21 protein-coding genes are annotated in these 23404 nt (G+C 47.6%); 8 read left to right on the top strand and 13 right to left on the bottom strand.

From position 1 onward, the window contains the following. Positions 1 to 7: 7 nt before the first annotated feature. Together bshB2 and EEX84_RS05420 are read left to right on the top strand one after the other, a co-directional pair. A complete protein-coding gene (gene bshB2 / locus EEX84_RS05415; protein ID WP_123164587.1) occupies positions 8 to 697 on the top strand; it encodes a bacillithiol biosynthesis deacetylase BshB2 in 690 nt (229 codons plus the stop codon). A 154-nt stretch (positions 698 to 851) separates the two neighbouring features. Then, the gene (locus EEX84_RS05420) at positions 852 to 2219 is read left to right on the top strand and encodes a YjiH family protein (protein ID WP_123164588.1); all 1368 of its coding nucleotides are present in this window, start codon (positions 852 to 854) and stop codon (positions 2217 to 2219) included. A gap of 37 nt (positions 2220 to 2256) precedes the next feature. On the opposite strand, the gene EEX84_RS05425 is transcribed toward EEX84_RS05420, so the two are convergent. The 9 genes from EEX84_RS05425 to EEX84_RS05465 form a co-directional block, all read right to left on the bottom strand. After that, complete coding sequence (locus tag EEX84_RS05425; protein ID WP_123164589.1) at positions 2257 to 3201, bottom strand: L-threonine 3-dehydrogenase; 945 nt, start codon at positions 3199 to 3201, stop codon at positions 2257 to 2259. Positions 3202 to 3624: 423 nt separating this feature from the next. Continuing rightward, on the bottom strand, positions 3625 to 4815 hold the full coding sequence (locus tag EEX84_RS05430) for a glycine C-acetyltransferase (protein WP_123164590.1): 1191 nt from the start codon (positions 4813 to 4815) through the stop codon (positions 3625 to 3627). A 96-nt stretch (positions 4816 to 4911) separates the two neighbouring features. Beyond that, positions 4912 to 6045, bottom strand: coding sequence for a bifunctional cystathionine gamma-lyase/homocysteine desulfhydrase (locus EEX84_RS05435; protein ID WP_123164591.1), 1134 nt, complete (start codon positions 6043 to 6045; stop codon positions 4912 to 4914). Continuing rightward, positions 6045 to 6977 (bottom strand): PLP-dependent cysteine synthase family protein, encoded by a 933-nt coding sequence (locus EEX84_RS05440; RefSeq protein ID WP_123164592.1) that lies wholly within the window; start codon positions 6975 to 6977, stop codon positions 6045 to 6047. Before EEX84_RS05440 ends, EEX84_RS05435 begins: the two co-directional genes overlap by 1 nt. A gap of 11 nt (positions 6978 to 6988) precedes the next feature. Beyond that, entirely contained in the window at positions 6989 to 7462 is a 474-nt protein-coding gene (locus EEX84_RS05445; protein WP_123164593.1) for an S-ribosylhomocysteine lyase, read from the bottom strand. A 58-nt stretch (positions 7463 to 7520) separates the two neighbouring features. Continuing rightward, positions 7521 to 8177, bottom strand: a complete 657-nt coding sequence (locus tag EEX84_RS05450) for a class I SAM-dependent DNA methyltransferase (protein ID WP_123164594.1) — start codon at positions 8175 to 8177, stop codon at positions 7521 to 7523. Between the two features lie 102 nt (positions 8178 to 8279). Beyond that, positions 8280 to 8921: a YczE/YyaS/YitT family protein gene (locus EEX84_RS05455; protein WP_123164595.1), complete on the bottom strand. Its 642-nt coding sequence runs from the start codon at positions 8919 to 8921 to the stop codon at positions 8280 to 8282. Between the two features lie 92 nt (positions 8922 to 9013). Beyond that, on the bottom strand, positions 9014 to 9505 hold the full coding sequence (gene ybaK, locus EEX84_RS05460) for a Cys-tRNA(Pro) deacylase (protein WP_123164596.1): 492 nt from the start codon (positions 9503 to 9505) through the stop codon (positions 9014 to 9016). 130 nt (positions 9506 to 9635) lie between these two features. Next, complete coding sequence (locus EEX84_RS05465; protein WP_123164597.1) at positions 9636 to 11792, bottom strand: DNA topoisomerase III; 2157 nt, start codon at positions 11790 to 11792, stop codon at positions 9636 to 9638. Between the two features lie 263 nt (positions 11793 to 12055). On the opposite strand from EEX84_RS05465, the gene EEX84_RS05470 reads away from it, so the two are divergent. Next, positions 12056 to 13042, top strand: coding sequence for a nuclease-related domain-containing protein (locus tag EEX84_RS05470; protein WP_123164598.1), 987 nt, complete (start codon positions 12056 to 12058; stop codon positions 13040 to 13042). Positions 13043 to 13173: 131 nt separating this feature from the next. Here the strand turns inward: EEX84_RS05470 and EEX84_RS05475 are convergent, their stop codons facing one another. Both EEX84_RS05475 and EEX84_RS05480 read right to left on the bottom strand, forming a co-directional pair. Further along, positions 13174 to 13737, bottom strand: a complete 564-nt coding sequence (locus EEX84_RS05475) for an NADPH-dependent FMN reductase (protein ID WP_123164599.1) — start codon at positions 13735 to 13737, stop codon at positions 13174 to 13176. Between the two features lie 149 nt (positions 13738 to 13886). Next, positions 13887 to 15716, bottom strand: coding sequence for a cation:proton antiporter (locus EEX84_RS05480; RefSeq protein ID WP_123164600.1), 1830 nt, complete (start codon positions 15714 to 15716; stop codon positions 13887 to 13889). A 195-nt stretch (positions 15717 to 15911) separates the two neighbouring features. On the opposite strand from EEX84_RS05480, the gene EEX84_RS05485 reads away from it, so the two are divergent. Both EEX84_RS05485 and EEX84_RS05490 read left to right on the top strand, forming a co-directional pair. Further along, positions 15912 to 16094, top strand: a complete 183-nt coding sequence (locus EEX84_RS05485) for an SE1832 family protein (protein WP_123164601.1) — start codon at positions 15912 to 15914, stop codon at positions 16092 to 16094. Positions 16095 to 16144: 50 nt separating this feature from the next. Further along, positions 16145 to 17710, top strand: a complete 1566-nt coding sequence (locus EEX84_RS05490) for an ABC-F family ATP-binding cassette domain-containing protein (RefSeq protein ID WP_123164602.1) — start codon at positions 16145 to 16147, stop codon at positions 17708 to 17710. Positions 17711 to 17818: 108 nt separating this feature from the next. Here EEX84_RS05490 and EEX84_RS05495 read toward each other — a convergent pair whose 3' ends face one another. Then, positions 17819 to 18355 (bottom strand): RNA polymerase sigma factor, encoded by a 537-nt coding sequence (locus tag EEX84_RS05495; protein WP_123164603.1) that lies wholly within the window; start codon positions 18353 to 18355, stop codon positions 17819 to 17821. Between the two features lie 538 nt (positions 18356 to 18893). Then, entirely contained in the window at positions 18894 to 20138 is a 1245-nt protein-coding gene (locus EEX84_RS05500; RefSeq protein ID WP_123164834.1) for a CNNM domain-containing protein, read from the bottom strand. Between the two features lie 147 nt (positions 20139 to 20285). On the opposite strand from EEX84_RS05500, the gene EEX84_RS05505 reads away from it, so the two are divergent. The 3 genes from EEX84_RS05505 (at position 20286) to EEX84_RS05515 (ending at position 23355) form a co-directional block, all read left to right on the top strand. Continuing rightward, positions 20286 to 21665, top strand: a complete 1380-nt coding sequence (locus EEX84_RS05505) for a dipeptidase (protein ID WP_123164604.1) — start codon at positions 20286 to 20288, stop codon at positions 21663 to 21665. Between the two features lie 177 nt (positions 21666 to 21842). After that, positions 21843 to 22409 carry a glycerol-3-phosphate acyltransferase gene (locus EEX84_RS05510; RefSeq protein ID WP_123164605.1) on the top strand — a complete coding sequence of 189 codons (567 nt, stop codon included), beginning with the start codon at positions 21843 to 21845 and terminating at the stop codon, positions 22407 to 22409. Between the two features lie 94 nt (positions 22410 to 22503). Next, positions 22504 to 23355, top strand: coding sequence for a DegV family protein (locus EEX84_RS05515; RefSeq protein WP_123164606.1), 852 nt, complete (start codon positions 22504 to 22506; stop codon positions 23353 to 23355). The last annotated feature ends 49 nt before the right edge of the window (positions 23356 to 23404 follow it).

The raw sequence follows: 23404 nt of genomic DNA on the forward strand, positions 1-23404 counted from the left end.
TCATACAATGGCTATTGAAAAAGAACAGCATGTATTGGTCGTTTTCCCTCACCCGGATGATGAAGCATTCGGCGTTTCGGGAACAATGAGCACGCATGTCGACCGAGGAACGCCGGTTACATACGCTTGCCTGACGCTTGGCGAAATGGGACGGAATTTAGGCAATCCTCCGTTCGCTACACGAGAATCGCTGCCGGAAATCCGCAAAAAAGAACTTCAGGCTTCTGCCGATGCGATCGGATTGACCGATTTGCGGATGCTGGGATTGCGTGACAAGACAGTCGAGTTCGAAGACGATGAAAAGATGGTTCGCCTGATGAGTGCATTGATCGATGAAGTCAAACCGTCATTGATCATTACTTTCTACCCGAACTACGCAGTCCATCCAGATCACGAAGCGACAGCACGGGCAGTCGTCCGCGCAGTGCGTCGCATGAAAGACCGGCCAAAACTTCACTGCGTCGCTTTTGCCAATAATACTTTGGATGAGCTGGGCAAACCGGACATTATCCATGACATCAGCGAAATGCGCGACCGCAAGATGGCTTCGATGAAAGCCCATATTTCCCAGACAGCCTGGATGCTGGAAGAAATGGAAAAACGGCTGGCGGAAGGCGATACCGAAACAGAAAATTGGCTGACACGCGAGCGTTTCTACAACTACCGGTGGGACGAAGATTTTGAAGACTCCTTTTAACTGGAACACCCTTATTTTTCAGAAAAATAAGGGTGTTTTTTCAATAGATTTCAGATAAAATAAACAACACGAGGTATACGTTTTTGATGGTATCATTTATGTATATTTAGTGTTGTTTTTGTTTTTTTATGCACAGGAAAAGGGGATATTACTTATGAAAAAGTTTTCAGCTTCAACTTGGCTCTTATTTTTACTTCCTTCATTGCTCGGAATCCTGCTGTTCTTGGTACCGATTCCAACTACTGATGAAGACGGTGCAGTCGTATGGATGGTCACCATTGCAGTTCTCGCCAACTGGATGGCTGCTCAAATCGAAACCATCGTCCCATGGATCATGCTCGGAATCCTGACGATTGCTGCAGTGGGGTCTTTGTTGGCCATCACCAAAAAGCCCAACCTGTCAGATGATGCACCTTTTTTCGATAAACTTTTCAACGTGAATCTGTTCTGGACGATTGTCCGCATTTTGGGAGCTGTATTCGCGTTTATGGTCCTGTTCCAGGTAGGTCCTGAACCAGTATGGAATGAAAATACCGGTGGATTGCTGTTAGCAGGTGACGGACTTCTGTCATTCCTGTTTACCATCTTCCTGTTTGCAGGTTTGTTATTGCCGTTACTCATGAATTTTGGGCTGCTGGAGTTTTTCGGTACGCTCATGGCCAAAGTTATGCGTCCGTTGTTCCGTTTGCCGGGCCGTTCATCCATTGACGCTTTGGCTTCATGGGTCGGTGACGGAACCATCGGTGTCCTTCTGACGAGCAAACAATATGAGGACAATAAATACACACAGCGTGAAGCAGCCATCATCGGTACCACGTTTTCTGTCGTATCCATCACATTCGCCATCGTGGTCATCGGCGAAATCGGGTTGCCGCAATATTTCCTGCCGTATTATGGCACTGTCGTTTTAACAGGGGTCATTCTGGCGTTGATCATGCCGCGCATCTATCCGTTAACAAACAAGCCGACCACATTCATGGACGGATCGGAACAGGAGTCGCAGTCTGAAGAGACACCGTCGGGACATACCGCCACTTCGCACGGCCTTGAAAAAGCGCTCGAGAAGGCGGATCGAAACCGAGACCCTGTCACATTTTTCAAAGATGGCTTCAAAAACGTATTGGATATGTGGATTGGCGTTGCTCCCGTTGTTATGGCTTTCGGTACCATTGCGCTGATCCTGGCAGAATACACTGCCACATTCACGGTTCTCGGAACACCTTTTGAGCCGTATTTGAATTTACTGGGTATCCCACAAGCTGCAGAAGCCGCTCAATTGATGGTTGTCGGTTTCGCGGATATGTTCCTCCCAGCCATTCTCGGGGCAGGAATCGAATCAGAAATGACACGGTTTGTAGTAGCGACGATGTCGGTTACCCAACTTATCTATATGTCGGAAGTCGGCGGTTTGCTGCTCGGCTCCAAAATTCCAGTAAACATTCTGGACTTGGTCGTCATTTTCTTATTGCGCACCATTATCGCTTTGCCGATCATTGCAGGCGTTGCGCATCTGCTGTTTTAAACGAAAAACCATCCACTGTGAAAAGTGGATGGTTTTTTTATGCCTGCTGTAATTTCTGTTTCAGTTTCTCCAACATATCCGCTGTCATGGCGTCCAGATCATACTTTGCTTGAAAGCCCCATTCGTTTTTGGCAGCAGACGCATCGATGTTGTCAGGCCAGCTGTCGGCAATCGCCTGGCGCTCCGGATCTACGTCGTAAGCAAGTTCAAATTCAGGAATGTGGTTGCGGATGGAAGCTGCAATTTCTTCCGGTTCGAAGCTCATCGCTGTCACATTGAAAGCATTGCGGTGCTCAAGTTTGGCTGGGTCTGCTTCCATCAGGTCGACGATCGACTGAAGCGCATCGGGCATGTACATCATGTCCATATAAGTTCCCTGGCCGATGTAAGACGTGTATTTTTTCTTCAATATCGCCTGGTAATAGATGTCGACGGCATAATCAGTTGTTCCTCCGCCTGGTTGCGCTACATAAGACACCAACCCAGGGAAACGCACACCGCGCGTGTCGACACCGAATTTCTGAAAGTAATAGTCACATAATAATTCCCCGGAGACTTTGTTGACCCCGTACATAGTGGTCGGGCGCTGCAGCGTATCTTGAGGAGTGTTTTTTTTCGGAGTCGAAGGACCGAACGCGCCGATTGAACTTGGAGTGAAAAATTGCATGCCGAGTTCACGGGACGTTTCGAGTGCGTTGACCAATCCGCCCATATTCAGGTTCCAAGCAAGCAACGGCTTTTCTTCTGCTGTCGCTGACAATAATGCCGCCATGTGCATCATCGTATCGGCTTCGAATTCTTTCGCTAAGTCGTGCATCTTTTGAGCGTCCGTTACATCCAGCACATTAAAAGGACCGCTTTCGTCTGTCGTGGGGCGGATATCTGTCGCCAATACATTGTCGTTGCCGTAGGTTTCCCGCAGTTTCCCAACCAGTTCAGAGCCGATTTGGCCCAAAGCACCTGTAATCATAATTCGTTTCATCGTCCGCACTCCTTTTCCTTTAAAACATTTGTCCATTGCAGGTGTACACTTATATTCTCTCAAAACCTGTCATTAATGCTTTTCCATCTTGTCATTATAAATTGTTCTCTTTAAAAAGACAACCACTTTAAGTTTTTAAATGAATTGAAAGCATTTTCATTCTTTGATTTTCTGCTGAAAGCGCTTGAGCGACGTCGGATACACAAAAAATTTGCTTGTTTCATTTGAGTATGAAAAATGAACGGATGGATGGACAGATTTGAGCCGTTGGAAAGTATTTTTCGATCGAGGGGAGGTATTCTGGTCGCGAGAGACAGTATTTGTGGTGGAAGAGAATGTATTTCCTGCCTTAGAGACAGTAAATCCGTTTTCTGGAAAATAAAAAACACGCACACCCTTCGCAGGCTGTGCGTGTTTCACAATTCAGTTGATAACACCGAGTTCTTTTCCGACTTTTTCGTAAATCGCAATTGCTTCGTCCAGCTGCTCTTTCGAGTGGGCCGCCGTCGGCATATTGCGGACGCGTCCTGTCCCTTTTGGCACTGTCGGGAAGACGATGGATTTGGCGTAGACGCCTTCTTCGAACAGACGCTTTGAAAATTGCTGTGTCAGCTTTTCTTCACCGATGATGCAAGGCGTGATCGGCGTTTCCGATTCGCCGATGTCAAAGCCCAGTTCCTTTAAGCCGTTCTTCAAGTAATCGCCGTTGTCCCACAGCTTGTCATGAAGCTCTGTGGAATCGATGATCATTTGAAGCGCCGCCGTAATCGCTGCTACATCGCCTGGTGTGACCGCTGTCGAGAACAAAAACGGACGGGAGCGGACTTTCAGCCAGTCGATCAGGTTTTGCTTGCCGGCCACGTAACCTCCGACAACACCGACTGCTTTCGATAAAGTCCCCATCTGCATATCGATCTCTTTTTCCAAACCGAAATGCTTCACAGTCCCTTTCCCTTTTCCGGTGACGCCAGATCCGTGGGCATCATCAACATACGTAATCAAATCAAATTCCTTGGCGATTTCCACGATTTCCGGAAGCTTTGCAATATCGCCGTCCATGGAGAATACGCCATCTGTGATGACCATGACTTTATTGTACAACCCTGACTCTGTCGCTTCCTTTGCTTTAGCACGGAGGTCTTCCATGTCCGAATGCTTGTAGGCGATGATTTTGGCGCGTGACAAGCGGCAGCCGTCAATGATGGAAGCATGATTCAGTTGATCGGATAATATCGCATCGTTTTTGTCCATGACCCCTGAAATGGCCGCCATGTTGCAGTTGAAACCGGACTGGTAGGAAATGGCCGCTTCCGTGCCTTTGAATTCCGCCAGCTTTTCTTCCAGTTTCACATGCAGATCCAACGTCCCGTTTATCGTACGGACCGCACCGGCGCCGACACCGTAATGGTCAATGGCATCTTTCGCCACTTGCTTCAGGTCTTCATTCGTCGCCAATCCCAAATAATTGTTTGAAGATAGATTGATCAATTCTTTGCCGGCTACTTTGATGATCGGGCCATTCGGGCCTTCCACCGGATCGATTTCGTTATATAAACCCTGCTCTTTCAATTCGCTTAAGTTTTCATCTAAAAACGCGTCCAATTTTTTTGACACTGTCATCTTCCTTTCAAAACGAAATTCTGTCTCCATCTTATCACACCGCCATTTTTTCCAAAAGAAAAAGCGGACCAGGGTCCGCTTTCTGCTTGGTTATGCCAAGGCTTGTGTCAAATCTTCGATTAAATCCTCCACATCTTCAATGCCGACTGAAATCCGTACGAGCCCTTCGACGATGCCAAGTTCCCCGCGGCGTTCGACCGGGATGGAAGCATGGGTCATTTGCGCTGGAACAGAAATCAGGCTTTCCACCGCGCCCAAGCTTTCGGCGAGTGTAAAGTATTTCAATTTAGCCAGCAATTCCCCTGCTTTTTCTTTGCTGCCGACGTCAAATGAAATCATGCCACCAAAGCCGGTAGCTTGTTTTTTCATCAATTCGTGGCCGGTATGATTGCTGAGGCCAGGATAAATAACGGTTCCGACATTTTCATTGGCATCAAGGAATTCCGCAATTTTTTGAGCGTTGCTGATCGTTTCTTCCATGCGGATGCCGAGTGTTTTCAACCCGCGGATCAACAACCAGGAATCCTGCGGTCCAAGCACAGCACCGACTGAGTTTTGGACGAAATGGAGATCCGTCGCCAATTCCGCTGAATTGACTACCACAAGTCCAGCTACGACGTCACTGTGGCCGCCGATGTATTTGGTCGCTGAATGCAATACGATATCCGCGCCCAATTTGATCGGGCTCTGCAGATAAGGCGTCATGAAAGTGTTGTCGACAATTGTCAGCAGGTTTTTCGATTTCGCGAACTCTGCCACTTTTTCAATATCCGTCACTTTCAGCAATGGATTGGTTGGTGTTTCGATGAAAATCGCTTTTGTATTGTCTTGGACAGCCGCCTGCACTTGGTCCAGGTCGCCCGTATCCACAAATGTGAATTCGAGCCCGAGACGGTTGAGGACTTTATTGACCACACGGTATGTACCGCCGTATACGTCGTCCGTCATGATAACGTGGTCGCCTGCTGAGAACAGCATCATGACCGATGAAATGGCCGCCATTCCGGAACCGAATGCAAAGCCGGCATGGCCATATTCCACATCGGCAATCAATTCCTCGAGCGCGTGGCGCGTCGGGTTGCCGGTCCGTGAATATTCATAGCCTTTGAATTTCCCTACTGCTTCCTGCTTATATGTGCTGACTTGGTAAATCGGCGTGGACACGGCTCCTGTCGCTTCGTCTCCAAAAATGCCGCCATGGATCAATCTCGTTTTCGGTTTCATCAATAATCCTCCTCAAAGGTTCTGCCGTAGATATCCTGACTCATATAGCGTTCGCTCGAGTCGGCAAATACGGTGACAATATGGCTTCCGGAAGGCGCCGTTTCCGCTTCTTTCAATGCAGCCACATATGCTGCACCGGAAGAGCTTCCGACCAATAAACCTTCCTGTTTCGCCAATTCTTTCAATGCAGCAAATGCGTCTTTATCGCTTATCGTATGGATGGCATCAAAAAAGGATTGGTCCATGTAGTCCGGCAAAAACTCCATGCCAATTCCTTCCGTCAAATGAGGACCCGACTGGCCGCCGTTTAAAATCGAGCCTTCCGGTTCCACAATGACCGTTTTGATTTGTTCATTTTGCGTTTTCAAAAAGCGTGAAGTGCCCATGAATGTTCCACCAGATCCGGCTCCCGCGATGAACACATCGATGTTGCCATCCAGCGCTTCCCAAATTTCAGGACCCAGCGTGCGGACATAGGTGTCGGGATTCGCTGGATTGGAAAATTGCGATGGGGAAAAAGCCTTTTCCTGCGCTGTCAGTTCCTTCGCTTTTTCAATGGCGCCTTTCATTCCCAGTTCAGTCGGCGTATTGACGACTTCTGCACCGAGCGCGCGCATAAGTGCCTGCTTTTCCTGGCTGAACTTTTCAGGCACGACAAATTTCACCTGATACCCTTTGCCGATGGCAGCGAGGGCCAATCCGATGCCCGTATTGCCGGCAGTCGGCTCGATCATGGTGCCGCCCGGCTTCAGGACTCCGCGTTTTTCCGCGTCTTCGATCAAAGAAACTCCCAGCCTGTCTTTTACACTGCCTCCCGGATTGAAGTACTCCAGTTTGGCAAAAATGCGGCAGCCGTTCGGAATCTCCACATGGGTCAATTCCAATAACGGCGTATTGCCGATCAATTGCTGAATCTCAGTAGCAAACTTCATCGCGGTTCTCCTTAGGCGTTTTGTTCAGCAAATACTTGCTGCCATTCGTCTCTTTTCGCCAGCATTTCACGCGCCAATTCATGAGCGCCTTCCAGGCTGTGGCTGGCTGCCCAACCGCATTGCACTTCGTTGCAGGCCGGAACTTCGTCAGCTTCGATGACATCTTTCAACGTGTTTTCCAAAATGTTCAATACGTCTTCATAATCGTCATGGTTGATCAGTGACATATAAAATCCGGTCTGGCAGCCCATCGGCCCGATGTCCACGATATCGTCCGAATGATTGCGGCTGTGTTCCGCCATCATGTGCTCCAGTGAATGAAGACCTGGCATTTCCATATGCTCTTTGTTCGGCTGTTTGAAACGGATGTCGTATTTGCGGATCGTGTCGCCTTTTGCACCTGTTTTCTCGCCCGCCAAACGGACATAAGGAGCCACTACTTTTGTATGGTCCAGGTTAAAGCTTTCTACGTTCATTTTTTTCATAGTCAATCTCTCCTTTTATTTTTGGTTCTGTTAAATAAGGTGTTTGATATAACTTTTTTTAAACTGTCGGGGCTACTTCTGCTTTCTTCGTCGCATCAATCAGCCACACAAAGCTGTTGAGCTGTGTGAATTCCACTTGGAATCCTGCTTCTTCAATCAATGCTTTCATTGCAGGAATGGTCGTGTAATGCTCCCGCTTCAAATCTTCCACGAGGTTGTGATGCCCTCTGGCCTCTTCATACGCAATTTTGTCCTGCTGTGCCTGTTCTGTTTCAAAAATGGTATCCGCAAAGACCACTTTACCATCTGCAGGCAGCAGATTGCCATAAAGTTTGAAAGCTTCCGCTTTTTCACCATCCGTCAAATGATGAAAGGCATAGGAGCTGACAAATGTTTTGGGTTCCATTTCTGTTTCGAATTCCAGGAAATCCCCATCTATAATAACTGTATTGGACATTTTTTTCTCTGTAACTTCCCTCATTGCCCGATTCGGTTCAATGCCTGTCACTTCCAGACCGCGATCGATCAACTTTTGTGTCAGGTTGCCGGTTCCGACGCCGAATTCCACCACGGGACCGATTGCCCCATCTGCAACTGCCTGCAGAATTTCGTTATAGTTAACGAAGACATCTTCATATTCTTTATCTTTGCCACTGACTGATTCGTCATACGTGTGAACCCATTCATCGAATATTTCTACAAACTCGCGTCCCATGTTATATCCCCTTTAATGTCGTAATAGAAATAAAACCAATAGTTTTACTTGGTTTTATTTATACCATAAATAATAAGGGGCTTCAACTGACAACGGTTATGGTTAAATTTTGAGGATAGGCGGCGCTTCGCTCTTTTTTTCGATGATGGTATTCAGCATTTTTTCGAAAATCGGCAAAGTGGTCTGGACGATTTTCCCTGTCAGCAATGCCACAATGACAGTCCCGACTCCGATTGGTCCGCCAAGCAATCCGCCGGCAACAGCTGCAAACACTTCCGTTCCTGTTTTGGCAATATTGACACTGACTCCAGTTTTTTCAACGATGACAAGCATCAGGCCGTCACGCGGTCCTGCCCCGATTTTCGGCGCAACATACATGCCCACTCCGCATCCGGAAATGATGAGACCCGCTGCAAACATAATGATTTGAGCGGCCAGGTTTTCGATGTCCGGGATAAGAAAGTTGAAAATATCAATGAAGACACCGATCAACAGCATATTTAAAAATGTTCCGACTTGCGGAATTCTTTTGGTGAAAACCCAAGTCACGACCACCAGCGTAAGCCCTGCCAAAATGGCCCATGTACCAATCGATAAGCCGAAGTTCTGATAAAGTCCCACATGCAGGACATCCCACGGGCTGATTCCCAGCCGGTCCGCCTTGATGACCATCGTAAAGCCAAGTGCCAACACCATCATGCCCACAATAAAAAACAGCCAGCGGTAATATAAAGATCGTCTCATTCGTATCCTTCTTTCTGTCTGTGATAAACCTGCCGGAATTCAGAACCAGCCTGCAAGAAAAAGCCATCCATTCGTTTGAATGGATGGAGTTGTTAATGCCCGGAAACGGTCAGTTCGGCCAATTCGCCAGCTGTCACTTTCACAAGATCTGCCGGTGACATCTTGAGCTGCATGCCAATTCTGCCCGCTGACACGATAATTTCCGGCTGCTGCTCCGCTTTTTTCGATATAAATGTGGGAAAGGGCTTTTTCATTCCCACCGGAGAACAGCCTCCCTTGACGTAACCCGTCAGCGGCAGAATATCCTTCACCGCCACCATCTCGATCTTCTTTTCACCGGCTGCCTGCGCCCCTTTTTTTAAATCCAGCTCTTCGGCTACCGGAATGACAAATACGTATATTTGCCTGGAAGTTCCTGCAGCTACCAGCGTCTTATGGACGACTTCCACCGGAAAACCGATTTTCGCTGCCACGCTGACGCCGTCATTGGCGCCTTCTTCCGGCTGGTACTGGAGGATTTCATAATCAATTTTTTCCTTGTCCAATATACGCGCTGCATTGGTTTTTGAAATTTTCTTTGCCATGGCGCTGCTCCTTGCGTTTCAAGTTTCCGGCTGCCCGAAGACCGTAGTCTTTTTGTGAATTAACCCAGTAAGGAACTGGCTGGTCAACAGCGGTTCTACACAACAGCATAGCATCAAATTCCGAATATTTCTAATCGTTTTGGTTCATTAATTTTTTCAGTGCATCGGCCATGGCGGTGTTTTTCGGTTCGTCCTGCTGTTTCAGATATTTATTGACGTCTTTTTTGTCGGCTTTGGATTTGTTCGAGTTGCGCCGTTTTTCAAACGCGGAAAGTTTTTCACGATGTCCGCATTTGCAGACGAAAATTTTTCCTTCGCCTTCCCCGCGCATTTCCATTTTCTTGTGGCAGTTCGGGCAGCGTGCGTTGGTCAGCATGGCCACTTGTTTTTTATAGCCGCATTCGCGGTCCTGGCAGACATTCATTTTGCCGCGTTTGCCGTTGACTTCGAGAAGCGGCTTGCCGCAATCCGGGCACATTTTCCCTGTTACGTTATCGTGTTTGAATTTCTTGTCGCTTTTCTTGATGTCGCTGACCGATTTCTCGGCGAAAGCGATCATTTCTTTCATGAACTTCTCTTTTTTCAATTGGCCTTTCGCAATTTTCGTTAATTGCTGTTCCCAGTCGGCCGTCAATTTCGGCGATTTCAAGTCTTCCGGCACCAATTCGAGCAATTGGCGGCCTTTTGATGTGATCGTCAAATCTTTTCCTTTTTTTTCAATCAGGAACGTATTGAACAATTTGTCGATAATATCGCCGCGTGTTGCAACCGTCCCAAGCCCACCGGTCTCACCGAGTGTCTGAATCAGTTCTTTCGATTCGCCCGACATGAACTGGGCAGGGTTTTCCATCGCACCGAGCAATGTTCCTTCATTGAAAAAAGCAGGCGGTTTTGTTTTGCCATCGGTCAAAGCGATTCCTTTGACCGTCAGCTTCTGGCCTTTCTCGAACGGCGGCAATGTGGATTCGTGCTCGTCGCTTTCATCCTTGTAAATGCGTTTCCAGCCTTCGCTGCGGATCGTGTTGCCTTTTGTCTGGAACGTTTCACCGCCGGCTGTCAGTTTGACCGTTGTTTGGTCGTATTCGTGTGCCGGATAAAATACCGCGAGGAACCGTTTGACAATCATGTCGTAGAGCTTCCGTTCCTTATCGGATAAATTATGAAGCTGCGGCGCTTCTTCCGTCGGGATGATGGCGTGGTGATCGGAAACCTTCGCGTCATCAACCACTCCTTTTTGCGGTGTCACCGGCTGTTTCAAAATGGTATTGGCCAACGCACGGTACTCGCCCACTCCTGCCGCTTTGATCCGGTCTTTTAACGTATTTTTCATGTCGGATGTCAAATGCTTGGAGTCCGTCCGCGGGTACGTCACGATTTTGTAGCGCTCGTACAGATTCTGCAGCGTATTCAATGTCTCTTTCGCTGACCAGCTGTAGCGTTTGTACGCTTCTTTCTGCAGTTCGGTCAAGTCGAATAAAGGCGGTGCCGGCTGTTTTTTCGGCGTGACTTTCACATCAGTGACTGTTCCTTCATGCGTGTTTTCCAGCTTCTGAAATAAACGGTCGATTTTGTCTTTATCAAATGACTGTGTCGAATTGCCGTCCGTCCATGTAAATGACGCTTTTTCCGTGATAGCCTGCAGACCGTAATACGGCTTCGGCTGGAAATTGCGGATCTGCTTTTCGCGTTCAGCAATCATGGCGAGCGTCGGTGTCTGCACGCGGCCTGTCGATAACTGTGCATTGTACTTCACAGTGAGCGCACGCGTCGCATTGATGCCCACCACCCAGTCCGCTTCCGAACGGGCCACTGCCGCCTGGTAAAGATTTTCATAGGCCTTGCCGTCTTTCAAATTGTTGAAACCGTCTTTGATCGCTTTGTCGGTGACGGAAGAAATCCATAGACGCTTGATCGGCTTGCGTGTATTGGTTTTCTCCAAAATCCAGCGCGCCACCAGTTCCCCTTCACGTCCTGCGTCAGTCGCAATGATCACTTCTTTTACATCTTTTCGCTGCAGTTGCGATTTTACCGCATTATATTGTTTCATCGATTGTTTGATGGGAACGAGTTTGAACGGATTCGGAATGATCGGCAGATTGTCCATTTTCCATTCTTTCAAGTCATTGTCGTATTGTTCCGGCTGAGCTTGTGTCACCAGATGGCCGAGTGCCCATGTGACGATATATTGCTTGCCTTCCAAATAACCGTTTCCTTTTTGAGAACATCCGAGCACGCGTGCAATATCACGGGCGACGGATGGTTTTTCTGCTAATACTACTGATTTCATTTTTTCACCCTCATTTCTACAGGATTTATTATAACATCTTCGCCTTTTACTGGCTTTGATCGGGCGTTGGACTGTATTTTGTTTGTATGAGCGCGTATTGTCATGTCGAGAGACAGTATTTCGCCGCTGAGAGACTGTATTTCACCCACAAAGGAAGGTAAATCCTTTTTTATCCAGCCGCCTCAAAATTTATCAGAATTTTCTTGAATTAATTCCGTCCTTACGGTATATTTTTTAAAAATCCCTCTTAAGGAGTTGGCCAATTGATTTTAAAAGAACGCTCGGAACCCCCGGAAATCTTCCAGCTTACCAGTTTGCTGCAACGCATCCCCGCCCATCACTCCAGCTTCCCGCAATGGACAGAAAAACTTCGGCGCATTACCGCCGGTTATCACGGCGAACAGCGCGTCGATTCGCTGTGGCATGACTTCACCATCGACTGCCCCCATTACTTTATCCATGATTTATTCATCCAAAAACCCCAATCCTCACACCAAATCGACACTGTTCTTGTGACCAGCCGCTTTGTGCTGCTTCTCGAGATCAAGAGCATTGTCGGCCTGCTGAATTTCGATTCCCAGTTGCGCCAGTTTTCCCGTACCAACAAAGACGGAAGTATCGAGGGTATGAGAAATCCCGATGATCAACTGCGGCGTCATGAAAAATGGCTGCAGGGATTTTTAGCAGAGCACAATTGCCCGCTGCCTGTCATTGGGGCCATCGTCTTTACTTACCCTTCCTCTATTGTGCAGAAAAAAGCGGACAAGCGGCTTACCATTCAGTCATCTGGATTGCCTTTTCTGCTGGATCAATTGCTGGCAGTCCATAAGAAGGATTTACTGACGAAGGAAATGACCTTCGAAATTGCCAATAGTCTGGTCAGTCTTCATTCCAATAAATCCTTACGTTGGCCTTTATTGCCTAGCACTTTTCAAACAGGCGTGCTTTGTCCGGAATGCACAGGAGTGAAAATGATTTACGTCCAAAGAAGATGGCGGTGTGAAAATTGTTCATACTCCCATCCGCATGCTCACTTGGAAGCACTCGCACAATACCGCGTATTGGTCAGCCCCACTATCACCAATCGGCAATTCCGGGATTTCACCGGACTGTCTGCACCTTCAACCGCTTCGAAATTACTGAGGAACCTGGCTATGCCTTTTCGCGGCAGCTTTAAAGACCGCGTTTATGAAATTCCTGCAGAAATCGGGCGGACGGAACGTATTTCAGAGCGGAAAGACAGTATTTAAACCGATTTGGACAGTATTTGCTCGACAAGAGACTGTATTTCATCAACAAAGGAAGGTAAATCCTTTTATTGGAAATAAATTCTCCAACTTCCACCCCAAATAAAAAACCTCCCGAGGGAGGTTTTTCTAAATCAATGTTCATCTATCGTTTCTTTCGACAAATGCTGGCTCATGTCTGCGTATTCGACAAAAACCCGCGCCAATTCGCGCAAACGATCATGCACATCTTCATTCGTAATGGAATTGCTGTCATCGAAATGACTTGTGTGGGTGTATACATAATTCGGCGTCACCAGGCAACGGAAATAATCGAGAATCGGTTTCAGCTGATTTTCGATGACCAGGTGGTGCTGATAGGTTCCCCCATTAGCTACAATGGACACCGGCTTATAGCGCATCGTCCGGGGATGCAGCATATCGAATGCGTTTTTCAATACGCCGGGAATTGAGCCCTGAAAAATTGGCGAGGCGATGATATAGCCGTCCGCATTGTTGAAGCGGCGCACCATTTCCTGCATGTCCTCATTATATTCACTCGATGGGCGGCCATCGACAAATTGGTGTTCGTAATCTGACAAATGAAGAATTTCCAGCTCCATCTCCGGTCTGAATTCTTCAATATATGTTTTCACCTGTTCCAGAACGGCACCGGTTTTTCTTCCGATGATGGTCCCGTCCACTAATAAAATTTTCATGAATAAGCCTCCTCAATCGCATAAGTGCCAGACAGTTGGCTGTCTGCTGTTTTGCGGTTACCGGCACGTTCCGGCAGAAATTGATTTCACTTCATGATAGCAAAGAACAGAGGCTTATACGTATTAAAAAACCTTATGGCGCCAAGATTTCATTCTTTAGACTGAGCGTCTTTTTTTCCTTGGGCCGCTTTCAGCTTTTCCTGGTGGCGGTCCCGGAGTTCAGGGGTCGGGGTTAAGCTGACGACAGTATCTCCCGGTTTCGGCTCCAGTTTATCCCCGCTTGTAAAGAATTCGATTTTCTTTTGTCCCTGAGCCCGCTGGATCAGCAATGGGATAGTGCCATCCCTGCTTTTTTCCAGGTACTCTTTGTACGTATATTGTTCAGTCAGTTGTGTGCTGCGGATCGTATAGCCGAGCTCCGTTTTATGGTCGAGTTCATGAATATTCCACGCTTCCCCGAACAAGGTGCGGCCGCTGAGAGACGAATGGAAATCAGCCGGATCTCCTTCGTGTATCGCCGTTTGATAGAGATTCGGCCGTCCGAATTCCGGCACAAAATTATTGACGACGAGGGAATTGTAGGAATCTGTTTCCGTCGCAACGAGCATCGATTCGTACGGGTTCAAGTCCACTTCATATTCTGTATGCTCAGACAGGATTTCTCCCACATGGTTCGGTACGCCGGACAACCGGGCTTGCTGAAGATCTCCCCAGGAAGAGTCGATCAACAGGACTTTTTGCTCCATCTCATGAAGAGTTGCAGCGAGTTTGGTCGTAAAACTGCCGGCTCCAATAATCAGGATGCCCGGGGAGGCTGAAGAAGCCAAATCCAATTTTCTGCCAACCCAGCCGATGGTGAAACCATGAGCCACAACTGTCGAAAAGACGAGTGCGAACGTCAACGCCGTCAAAATAGTCGCATCTTCATAACCGGCATCCATCAATCGGCTGGCGAAATAACCGGAAACGGTGAGAGCCACAATCCCCCGGGGTGCAATCCATCCGACCAGCAGTTTTTCACGGCTTGACAAGTCGGTTCCGATTGTGGAAATCCAAATGGACAAAGGACGCACAACAAAGAGCATTGCCAGCACAAATGCAATGATTTCCCAATTGAAAATCTCCATTAAGACTTCGCGGCTGAGTGATGCGGTCAACATAACAAAAACACTCGAAATCAGCAAAACCGAAATATTCTCTTTGAAATGGCGCATGTCGTTAATGGAGGAAATATGCATATTCGCCATAATCATCCCCATTGCTGTCACGGCGAGCAATCCCGTCTCGTGCATAATCATGTCAGAAATCGTGAAAGTCAACAAGACGAATGCCAACACGACAGGGGATTTCAGAAATTCCGGAATCTGCCCTTTTTCGAACATCCTTCCCATGACCCATCCGACGGCGCCGCCTAATAAAGCTGCGAACAACGAAGCCAAAAAGAACAAACCGAATGCTGCAGCCGTTTCATCCCCATTGGCGAACAGCACAAATTGAAACGCGAATAGCGCCAGCAAAGCACCGAACGGATCGACGATGACGCCTTCCCATTTCAGTATGGCCGCGGGACGCGCTTTTAATTTTGCCTGGCGCAGGAGCGGCATGATGACCGTCGGACCTGTGACGATAAAAAGGCCACCGATGACAAATGCCACGGCCCAGGACAAGCCGGCGACATAATGCGCCGCCAAAGAACCGCCAATCCAAGCGATTAAAGCGCCAAAAGTGACGATCCGGTAAACCGGTTTTCCGAATCCTCTAACTTCCTTAAAATTGAGGTTCAAGCTGCCTTCAAATAAAATAATGGCCACAGCCAATGAAATTAGCGGATTGAACAAATCCCCGAAATTTTCCTGAGGGGTGGTGATGCCGAAGACCGGCCCGACGAGAAGCCCGGCAATCGACATGAGCACGATGGCCGGAAGCTGAAATTTCCAAGCGACCCATTGTGAAAATACTCCAAGGAAGATAATCAGCATTAAGATAAATAATAAGTTGTCGATAACTCTCGGCCTCCTTTTAAGGGCAATGAATTTTGAGGCCTGTACTATGACCTTTTCTATTTTGAATATTATATAGGGTTTACCGCCTCAATGGAAAGAACTTTGCAATGCGTCGGAGATTTAAATTTTTCCTTTTTGTGATACAATGAGTGAAAAACGAAGGTGATTTGATTGAACAAGCAGGAATTGGAGTTTGAAATTGCCGAGCTGAAGATGGACTATACCCGCCAGCAAGGGGATATTGAAAAGCTCGAAACAACCGGACACGCCCGTATGGTGGAGCAAGCTGAAGAACGTCTGGAAAAAATGGAACAACGCCTAATGGAATTAAACCAAAAACTCGCGGAACTGTAACCGCGATTTTTTTTTGGAGATAGAACGAACTAACTGGAGGAATTACTTACATGAGTTTATTGACAGTAGAGAACTTGAGTCACACATTCGGAGACCGTACACTTTTTAACGATGTGTCATTCCGATTGGTCGAAGGCGAACACGTTGGTCTTGTCGGCGCGAACGGCGTCGGAAAATCGACGCTGATGAACATACTGACAGGCAAAATCATTCACGACAACGGCCGCGTGGAATGGCAGCCAAAGACCCATTATGGCTATCTGGATCAGCATACACAGCTTGAGCCGGGACGGACCATTCGTGAAACCATGCAGGATGCCTTTTTGCCTCTTTATAAAAAAGAAGAGAGAATGAACGAAATTGCCATGCAGATGGGCGAAGCAAGCCCGGAACGCCTCGAGGAGTTGCTGGAGGAAATGGCTGAGATACAGGACGCCCTGGACGCCGGGGACTTTTACACACTGGACATTAAAATTGAAGAGATTGCACGCGGTTTGGGACTCGATGCCATCGGATTGGAGCGCGACGTTGCCGCTCTTTCCGGTGGACAGCGGACAAAATTGCTTCTTGCCAAATTGCTTCTCGAAAAGCCAAAAGTATTGTTATTGGATGAGCCGACCAACTATTTGGATGAAGAGCATATTACATGGCTCGTCAATTATTTGAAGAACTATCCACATGCATTCTTGCTGATCTCGCATGATACAGAATTTATGAGCAGTGTCACAGGCGTCATTTTTCATTTGGAATTCTCCCGCTTGACGCGTTATACAGCGTCTTACGAGAAATTCATCGAACTTGCCGAGCTGGCCAAAAAGCAGCATTTGGAAGCGTACGAAAAGCAAGCGGACATGATCAAAAAGACCGAAACGTTCATTGCCAAAAACAAAGCACGTGCTTCCACTACCGGACGCGCCAAATCACGACAGAAACAATTGGACCGGATGGAGCGCATCGACAAGCCGGAAATTGCAGCAAAACCGACGTTTTCGTTTAAAGAATCCCGCAGCCCAAGCCGTTATGTCGTCGAAGCCGAAGCATTGACAATCGGCTATGACAATCCGCTGTTGCCCCCTTTATCGTTCATGGTCGAACGCGGAGAGAAAATTGCATTGGTCGGGATGAACGGTGTCGGGAAATCGACGTTGCTGAAAACGATGCTTGGCAAAGTAAAACCGCTGGACGGCGAAGTGATCCGCGGCGAATATCTGTCACCGAGCTATTTTGAACAGGAAGTGAAAGCGGACAATATTACACCGATTGAGGAAATCTGGTCCGCTTACCCGAGCATGGACCAAGGGCAAGTACGCGGCGCTTTGGCCCGCACCGGCTTGAAAAACGAACATATTTCGCGTCCGATGAACCAATTGAGCGGTGGCGAACAAGCAAAAGTCCGTCTGTGCAAATTGATGATGGAAGAAAGCAATTGGCTCATTTTTGACGAGCCGACCAATCACCTGGATATTGACGCTAAAGCGGAATTAAAACGTGCCATGCAAGCCTATAAAGGCACCATCATACTTGTCAGCCACGAACCGGAATTCTATGAAGGCCTGGCTACGAAAGTATGGAATGTTGAAGAATGGATCAGTGCCGGAAAACCGGCGGAAGTTTAAAAGAAAGTTAAAAAAGACCGTTTGCATCTGCAAACGGCCTTTTTTTATGGATTTGTTTAACTTCTATATAAGTGACTGCCAGTCACAGCGTTCAAACAATTTATCCAATTAAGCAGTTACGACATATTCTCTTGTCTCTGCATCTTCCATCAGCATGTCTTTCAACCGCTGCTTGCCACGGAATAACCGTGATTTCACAGTGCCGATCGACACTTTCATCGTTTCAGCAATTTCGATGAGGGACAGCTGATGAACGTAGAAATACATAATGGTCGTGCGGTAAATCGCATCCAGTTCAGAGATCTTGTTCCGCAGCATAACGGAAACATCCTGTTGTTCCAGTATCGCATCAACTCCTGCTTCATCTGACGGAAGCAGATCCAGAAGAGATACGTCCAACCCTTCCGGCTGTTGGACCACATGCTTGCTGCGCCGTACGTTTTTGCGGTAGCGGTCACGGAAGGTATTCATACAAATCGTTGTCAGCCACGCCTTCAAATGGTCCACTCCCTGTATGGAAGATTCATAACGGATCACTTTCAGCCACACTTCCTGCATCAAATCTTCCGCTTCGGCTTTATTGCGCGTCAACTTCAAACACAAATGATAAATATAACGATTGTATTCTGCATAAATACTTTCCATGGTAAATCCTCCGTCCGTTTTCTTGTTACCCTTATTCTGCCGGAAGTCGACCTTTCACTCTATCGGATTCACTTTCATTTGACTTACATTTGTGTAATAAAGAAAAGCGCAGGCGGCCGTTCAGCCCTGACAAGCGCTGGAGGGCTTGCCGGTGATGGCGTCTTTTGCCATCATTGGCAAGTCCGAAGCGACCTCGAGGGGCTGGGCACCGGAGTCTGGACAATAGAAAAGCGCAGGCGGCCGTGTAGGCTCGACAGGCATAAGACGAGTCACCGAAGCGGCGTGTTTGTGCCGCACAGGTGGCTTGGCTTATGACCTCGAGAGCTTGGCCGCCGGAGTCTGGACAATAAGAAAAGCGCTGGCGGCCGTGTAGGCTCGACAGGCATAAGACGGTCTGGCGAAGCGGCGTGTTTTCAGCCGCACAGCCGGAGTGGCTTATAATCCGAGAGCCTGGCCGCCGGAGTCTGGACAAGACAGAAAAGCGCTGGCGGCCGTAAATCAGGACAAAGAAAAAAGCTTCTATCCGCAGATAGAAACTTTACACCGGCACCTCTTCTTCTTCAGTTTTCGTAATGGTCAGCCGCACAATGCGGTTACGGTCCATTTCGTTTACTTCCACGTGAAGGTTTTCGTAGGTGAATTGCTCGCCTTCATCGGGCACATGACCCAGTTGCTGCATGACGAAACCGGCGATGGTATCGTGGTCGTTCGGCACATTCACTTCAAACATATCATTGACATCTTCAATTTCCAGGCGGCCATGGCAGGACAATGTGTTGTCGGTCATTTCAAAAACGAGTTCGTCGTCTTCTTCGTCCGTTTCGTCTTCAATGTCCTGTCCAATCATCTCTTCGATAATGTCTTCGTGTGTAACGATTCCCAACGTGCCGCCGTATTCATCCAAAATGACAGCCATATGCTTTTTCTTGGACATCATCATTTTGAAGACTTTCTCCACGCTGACAGACTGAACAACAAACAATGGATTGTCATCCATCAATTCTTCCAGCGTCAGGTTGGGATTCATCGACCATTCGATCAACTTTTTCGAATAAAACAAACCGACGACATTGTCCATACTTTCTTCATATACGGGATAACGCGTATAGGAAGAATCCAAAATCAAATCACGCACTTCTTCGTAAGTGGAATCGATGGCAATTCCGACGGTGTCGGTACGGTGCGTCGACATGACATCCGAAACATCTTTATGCGGGAAATCGAGAACGCCTTTGATCCGCTCTGATTCGTCTTCTTCGAATGTCCCTTCAGTAGAGGCGATATCCACCATTGAACGAAGCTCTTCCTTCGTCATGGTCGCTTCTTTTACAGAACCTTTCGAGATGATGCGAATGAATATATTGGTAAACTGCGATATTAACCAAGTAAGCGGCTTTAACAGAACCACCAGAAACGATATGACAGGAGCCACAAGGTAGGCAACTCTGTCTGAGAAAGTGGCAGCGATCGTTTTCGGCAATACTTCGCCGAATAAGATGAGCACAAGTGTCAAAATAGCCGTCGCTACCCCGACTTCCCACCCTTCCGTGATGGCGATGGTTGTCACGAGTGTCGGCAACATAATGTTCGCTATATTATTACCGATTAAAATGGTGGTGATCATGCGGTCCGGCTTCGCAATCAGCTTCTCCAATTTTTGCGATTTCACATCGCCCTGATTTGCGCGAAGATGGACCTTCATCCTATTTACAGCTGTTAATGCCGTCTCACTTCCTGATAAGAAAAGCGACATAAGTAAGAAAAATCCCAATGCTATGAACAAATTTGTTTCCTCCAGTGTTTTGAAACACAAATTTTACGAACTCTTTCCATATTATTTACTATACCATAGCAGAATTCGAAATGTCGAAAACCAGAACCGGTGTGTTATAATTTTTCCATAATTACAATTTTGAAAAGAGGGGCTTTAATGGACATGCAGAAATTAGACGATTATTTTAAAACCAACAGGCAGGAGCATCTGGAAGAGTTAAAAGCATTTTTACGGATCCCTTCCATCAGTTCTCTGACTGAACATCAGAAAGACATCCAAAAAGGTGCGGAGTGGCTGAAGAAATCACTGGAAAAAGCAGGATTGGAAAACGCGCGCATCGATGAAACACCTGGTCATCCTGTTGTATATGCCGATTGGCTGCACGCTGAAGGCAAGCCGACGGTTCTGGTTTATGGACATTATGATGTACAACCTGTCGACCCGCTTCATTTATGGGAAACGCCTCCTTTCGACCCGCATGTACGAGACAACAAGCTGTATGCCCGCGGCGCCAGTGACGACAAAGGCCAGACTTTCATGCACATCAAAGCGGTGGAAGCCCTTCTTCAGCTGAACGGGGAATTACCGGTCAACATCAAATTCATCATTGAAGGTGAAGAAGAAATCGGCAGCCCGAACCTGCCATTATATGTAGAGCAAAACCAGGACCAACTGAAAGCCGATGTTATCGTTATTTCAGATACCGGCATGCAGGGCCCTGGGCGCCCGGCCGTCTGCTACGGCCTGCGCGGGCTTGCCGGCATACAGATTGATGTCAAAGGGCCAAAAGGTGATCTGCATTCCGGCCTTTACGGCGGAGCTGTCCAGAACCCGCTTCATGCCATTGCTGAAATCCTGGCCTCTTTCCGGGATAAAGAAGGCGTCATACAAGTCGATGGGTTTTACGATGATGTGCTGCCGGTCTCTGATGAAGAACGGGAAGAGTTCGCCGCTCTTGAATTTGATCTGGAACAGGAAAAAAGAGACCTCGGCATAGAAGAAGACTTTGGCGAGAAAGGCTATTCATTTGTCGAGCGCACGTGGATCCGTCCGACTCTCGAAGTTAACGGCATTACCGGCGGGTTCTCCGGAGAAGGCATCAAAACCGTTCTTCCTTCCGAAGCCAGTTCCAAAATCACTTGCCGGCTTGTACCAAACCAGGATCCTGATGACATCATCGCAAAACTGCGGGCGCATGTGGAAGCCCATAAACCTGCAGGTGTCACAGTGAACATCACCGATTTCGATAAAGGAAAACCTTTCCTTACACCATATGACCATCCGGCTATACAAGCCGCTGGCCGCTCGTACGAAAAAGTGTATCAAGTTCCAACAGCTTTTACGCGCATGGGTGGATCTGTCCCCATCGTCGCTGCTTTTGATGAAATTCTCGGATTGCCGGTAGTCTTGATGGGCTTTGGCCTGGCATCGGAAAATTTCCATGCGCCAAATGAACACTTCCATCTCGAAAACTTCGATAAAGGCCTGCGCGTCATCAGCGATTACCTTTTCGAAGCGGCAAATTTGAAAAAATGATAGCTTGGCAAGCCTTTCCTTTGGGAAGGGCTTTTTCTATTGCCAATTTCCTCTTGGCTCCCCGTCCTTCCGCGCTCTTTCTGGCAATAAACGCCGCAAGCTTCCCTTCCCCTCCTTCTTTCCGATGGCCAAACTGTTTTAATGAAGCTAACAGAGAAGAAAACCGGGAGGCACGCCATGATCATTTATTGGATAGCAGCTTATTTTATCGGCAATGTACTGACGGCCTGGTGGGTCGGCAAATGGTATGGCATCGATTTACGCCAGCAGCGCAGTGGAAACCTGGGTGCACGCAACGCAGGGGCTGTCATCGGTCGAGCCGCTTTTGTACTGACGTTCTTAGGGGACGCCGGAAAATCGGTGCTGGTTCTTTGGATCGGATTTTACTTCAATTTTGAGTTATGGACGATTGCAGTTGGAGGCCTGTTCGTCATCACTGGCCATTTGTTTCCCCTCTGGCTGAAAGGCCGAGGCGGAAAAGGGATTGCTTCGTTCATCGGTGTCAGCTTATTTTTGACCCCCGGCCTTTTTCTCATCATGTTCATCGCTTTCGCACTGGCCTTTCCGTTCATCAAAAGCGCCACGCTGACAATGCTGGTCAGCTACTTCGCCTTTGTGGCTGCCGCAGTTTTCTCCCACAGTCTGGGTTATACATGGCCGCTGCTGGCGGCACTTGCGCTCATCATTTTCAAGCATCAGCAGGATATCAAAGAATCTTATAAAGTTCGCTTTTCTAAAATGTGAATGCAGTACCGGGAAACGGCTTTAAGTACCAGATCAATGTTATTCGTGTTATAGTTTTATTATTCAAAATACTTTACAGATAGGGTGTTTGCTGATGAAAAAACCAATTGCCTGGGTAATGGATTCAACAGGATTTGTGACAGAAGAATTGAAAGCTCATCCTGATGTATATATCGTCCCGTTGAATATTCATTTTGGCCGGGAGGAATTTGTGGATGGAGTCGATTTGACGAACGAACAGCTTTACCAGCGCATTAAATCGGCACCGGAATTCCCGAAAACTTCTCAGCCGTCGGCGGGGACGTTCGCTGAACTGTATGACAAACTGAAAGAACAGTATGACTGCGCCATCGCCGTTCATGCTTCCGCGAAAATGAGTGGAACACTGGCGTCTTCAGTATCGGGAGCTGAAATGAGTGGCTTTAAAGTATATGCCGTCGATTCACTCGCTTTGTCCTACGGATTGACGGGTCTGGTGGAAAAAGGGATGGAACTTGAGAAAGAAGGAATGAACCCTGAAGAAATCGCAGAAACTCTGGAAACCCAGACAAGCGACTTCCGCAATTACATTTTAATCGGGAATCTGACGCAACTGTACAAAGGCGGAAGAATGAGTGGCGCTCAATATTATCTCGGCAGCCTGCTGCAGGTAAAGCCGATTGTCCAAATCACCGCTGAAGGTGAACTGGCACCGATCGACAAAGTCCGTTCTCATAAAAAAGCGGTTCAGTACTTGATCAATCACGCTTTGCAGGATCATGAACAATACGGGGTGGCGAAGTTTCAGGTAATGCACGGAAACGTATACGAAGAAGCGGAACTTTTAAAGCAGGAAATAGTGAACGTAATTCCTCATGCAAAAGTTCTGATCGGCAACCTGAGTGCATCGCTTGCAGTCCATGCCGGAGAAGGTACACTGGCGCTGATGTGGAGAAAAAGCTTATAATACCGACAGCAAATCAGGCTGTATTGATCGGTTTTTCTGTAATTCCATA

Origin of the sequence: Planococcus salinus (assembly GCF_003719725.1) — a bacterium.
GTDB classification, from domain to species: Bacteria; Bacillota; Bacilli; order Bacillales_A; family Planococcaceae; genus Planococcus; species Planococcus salinus.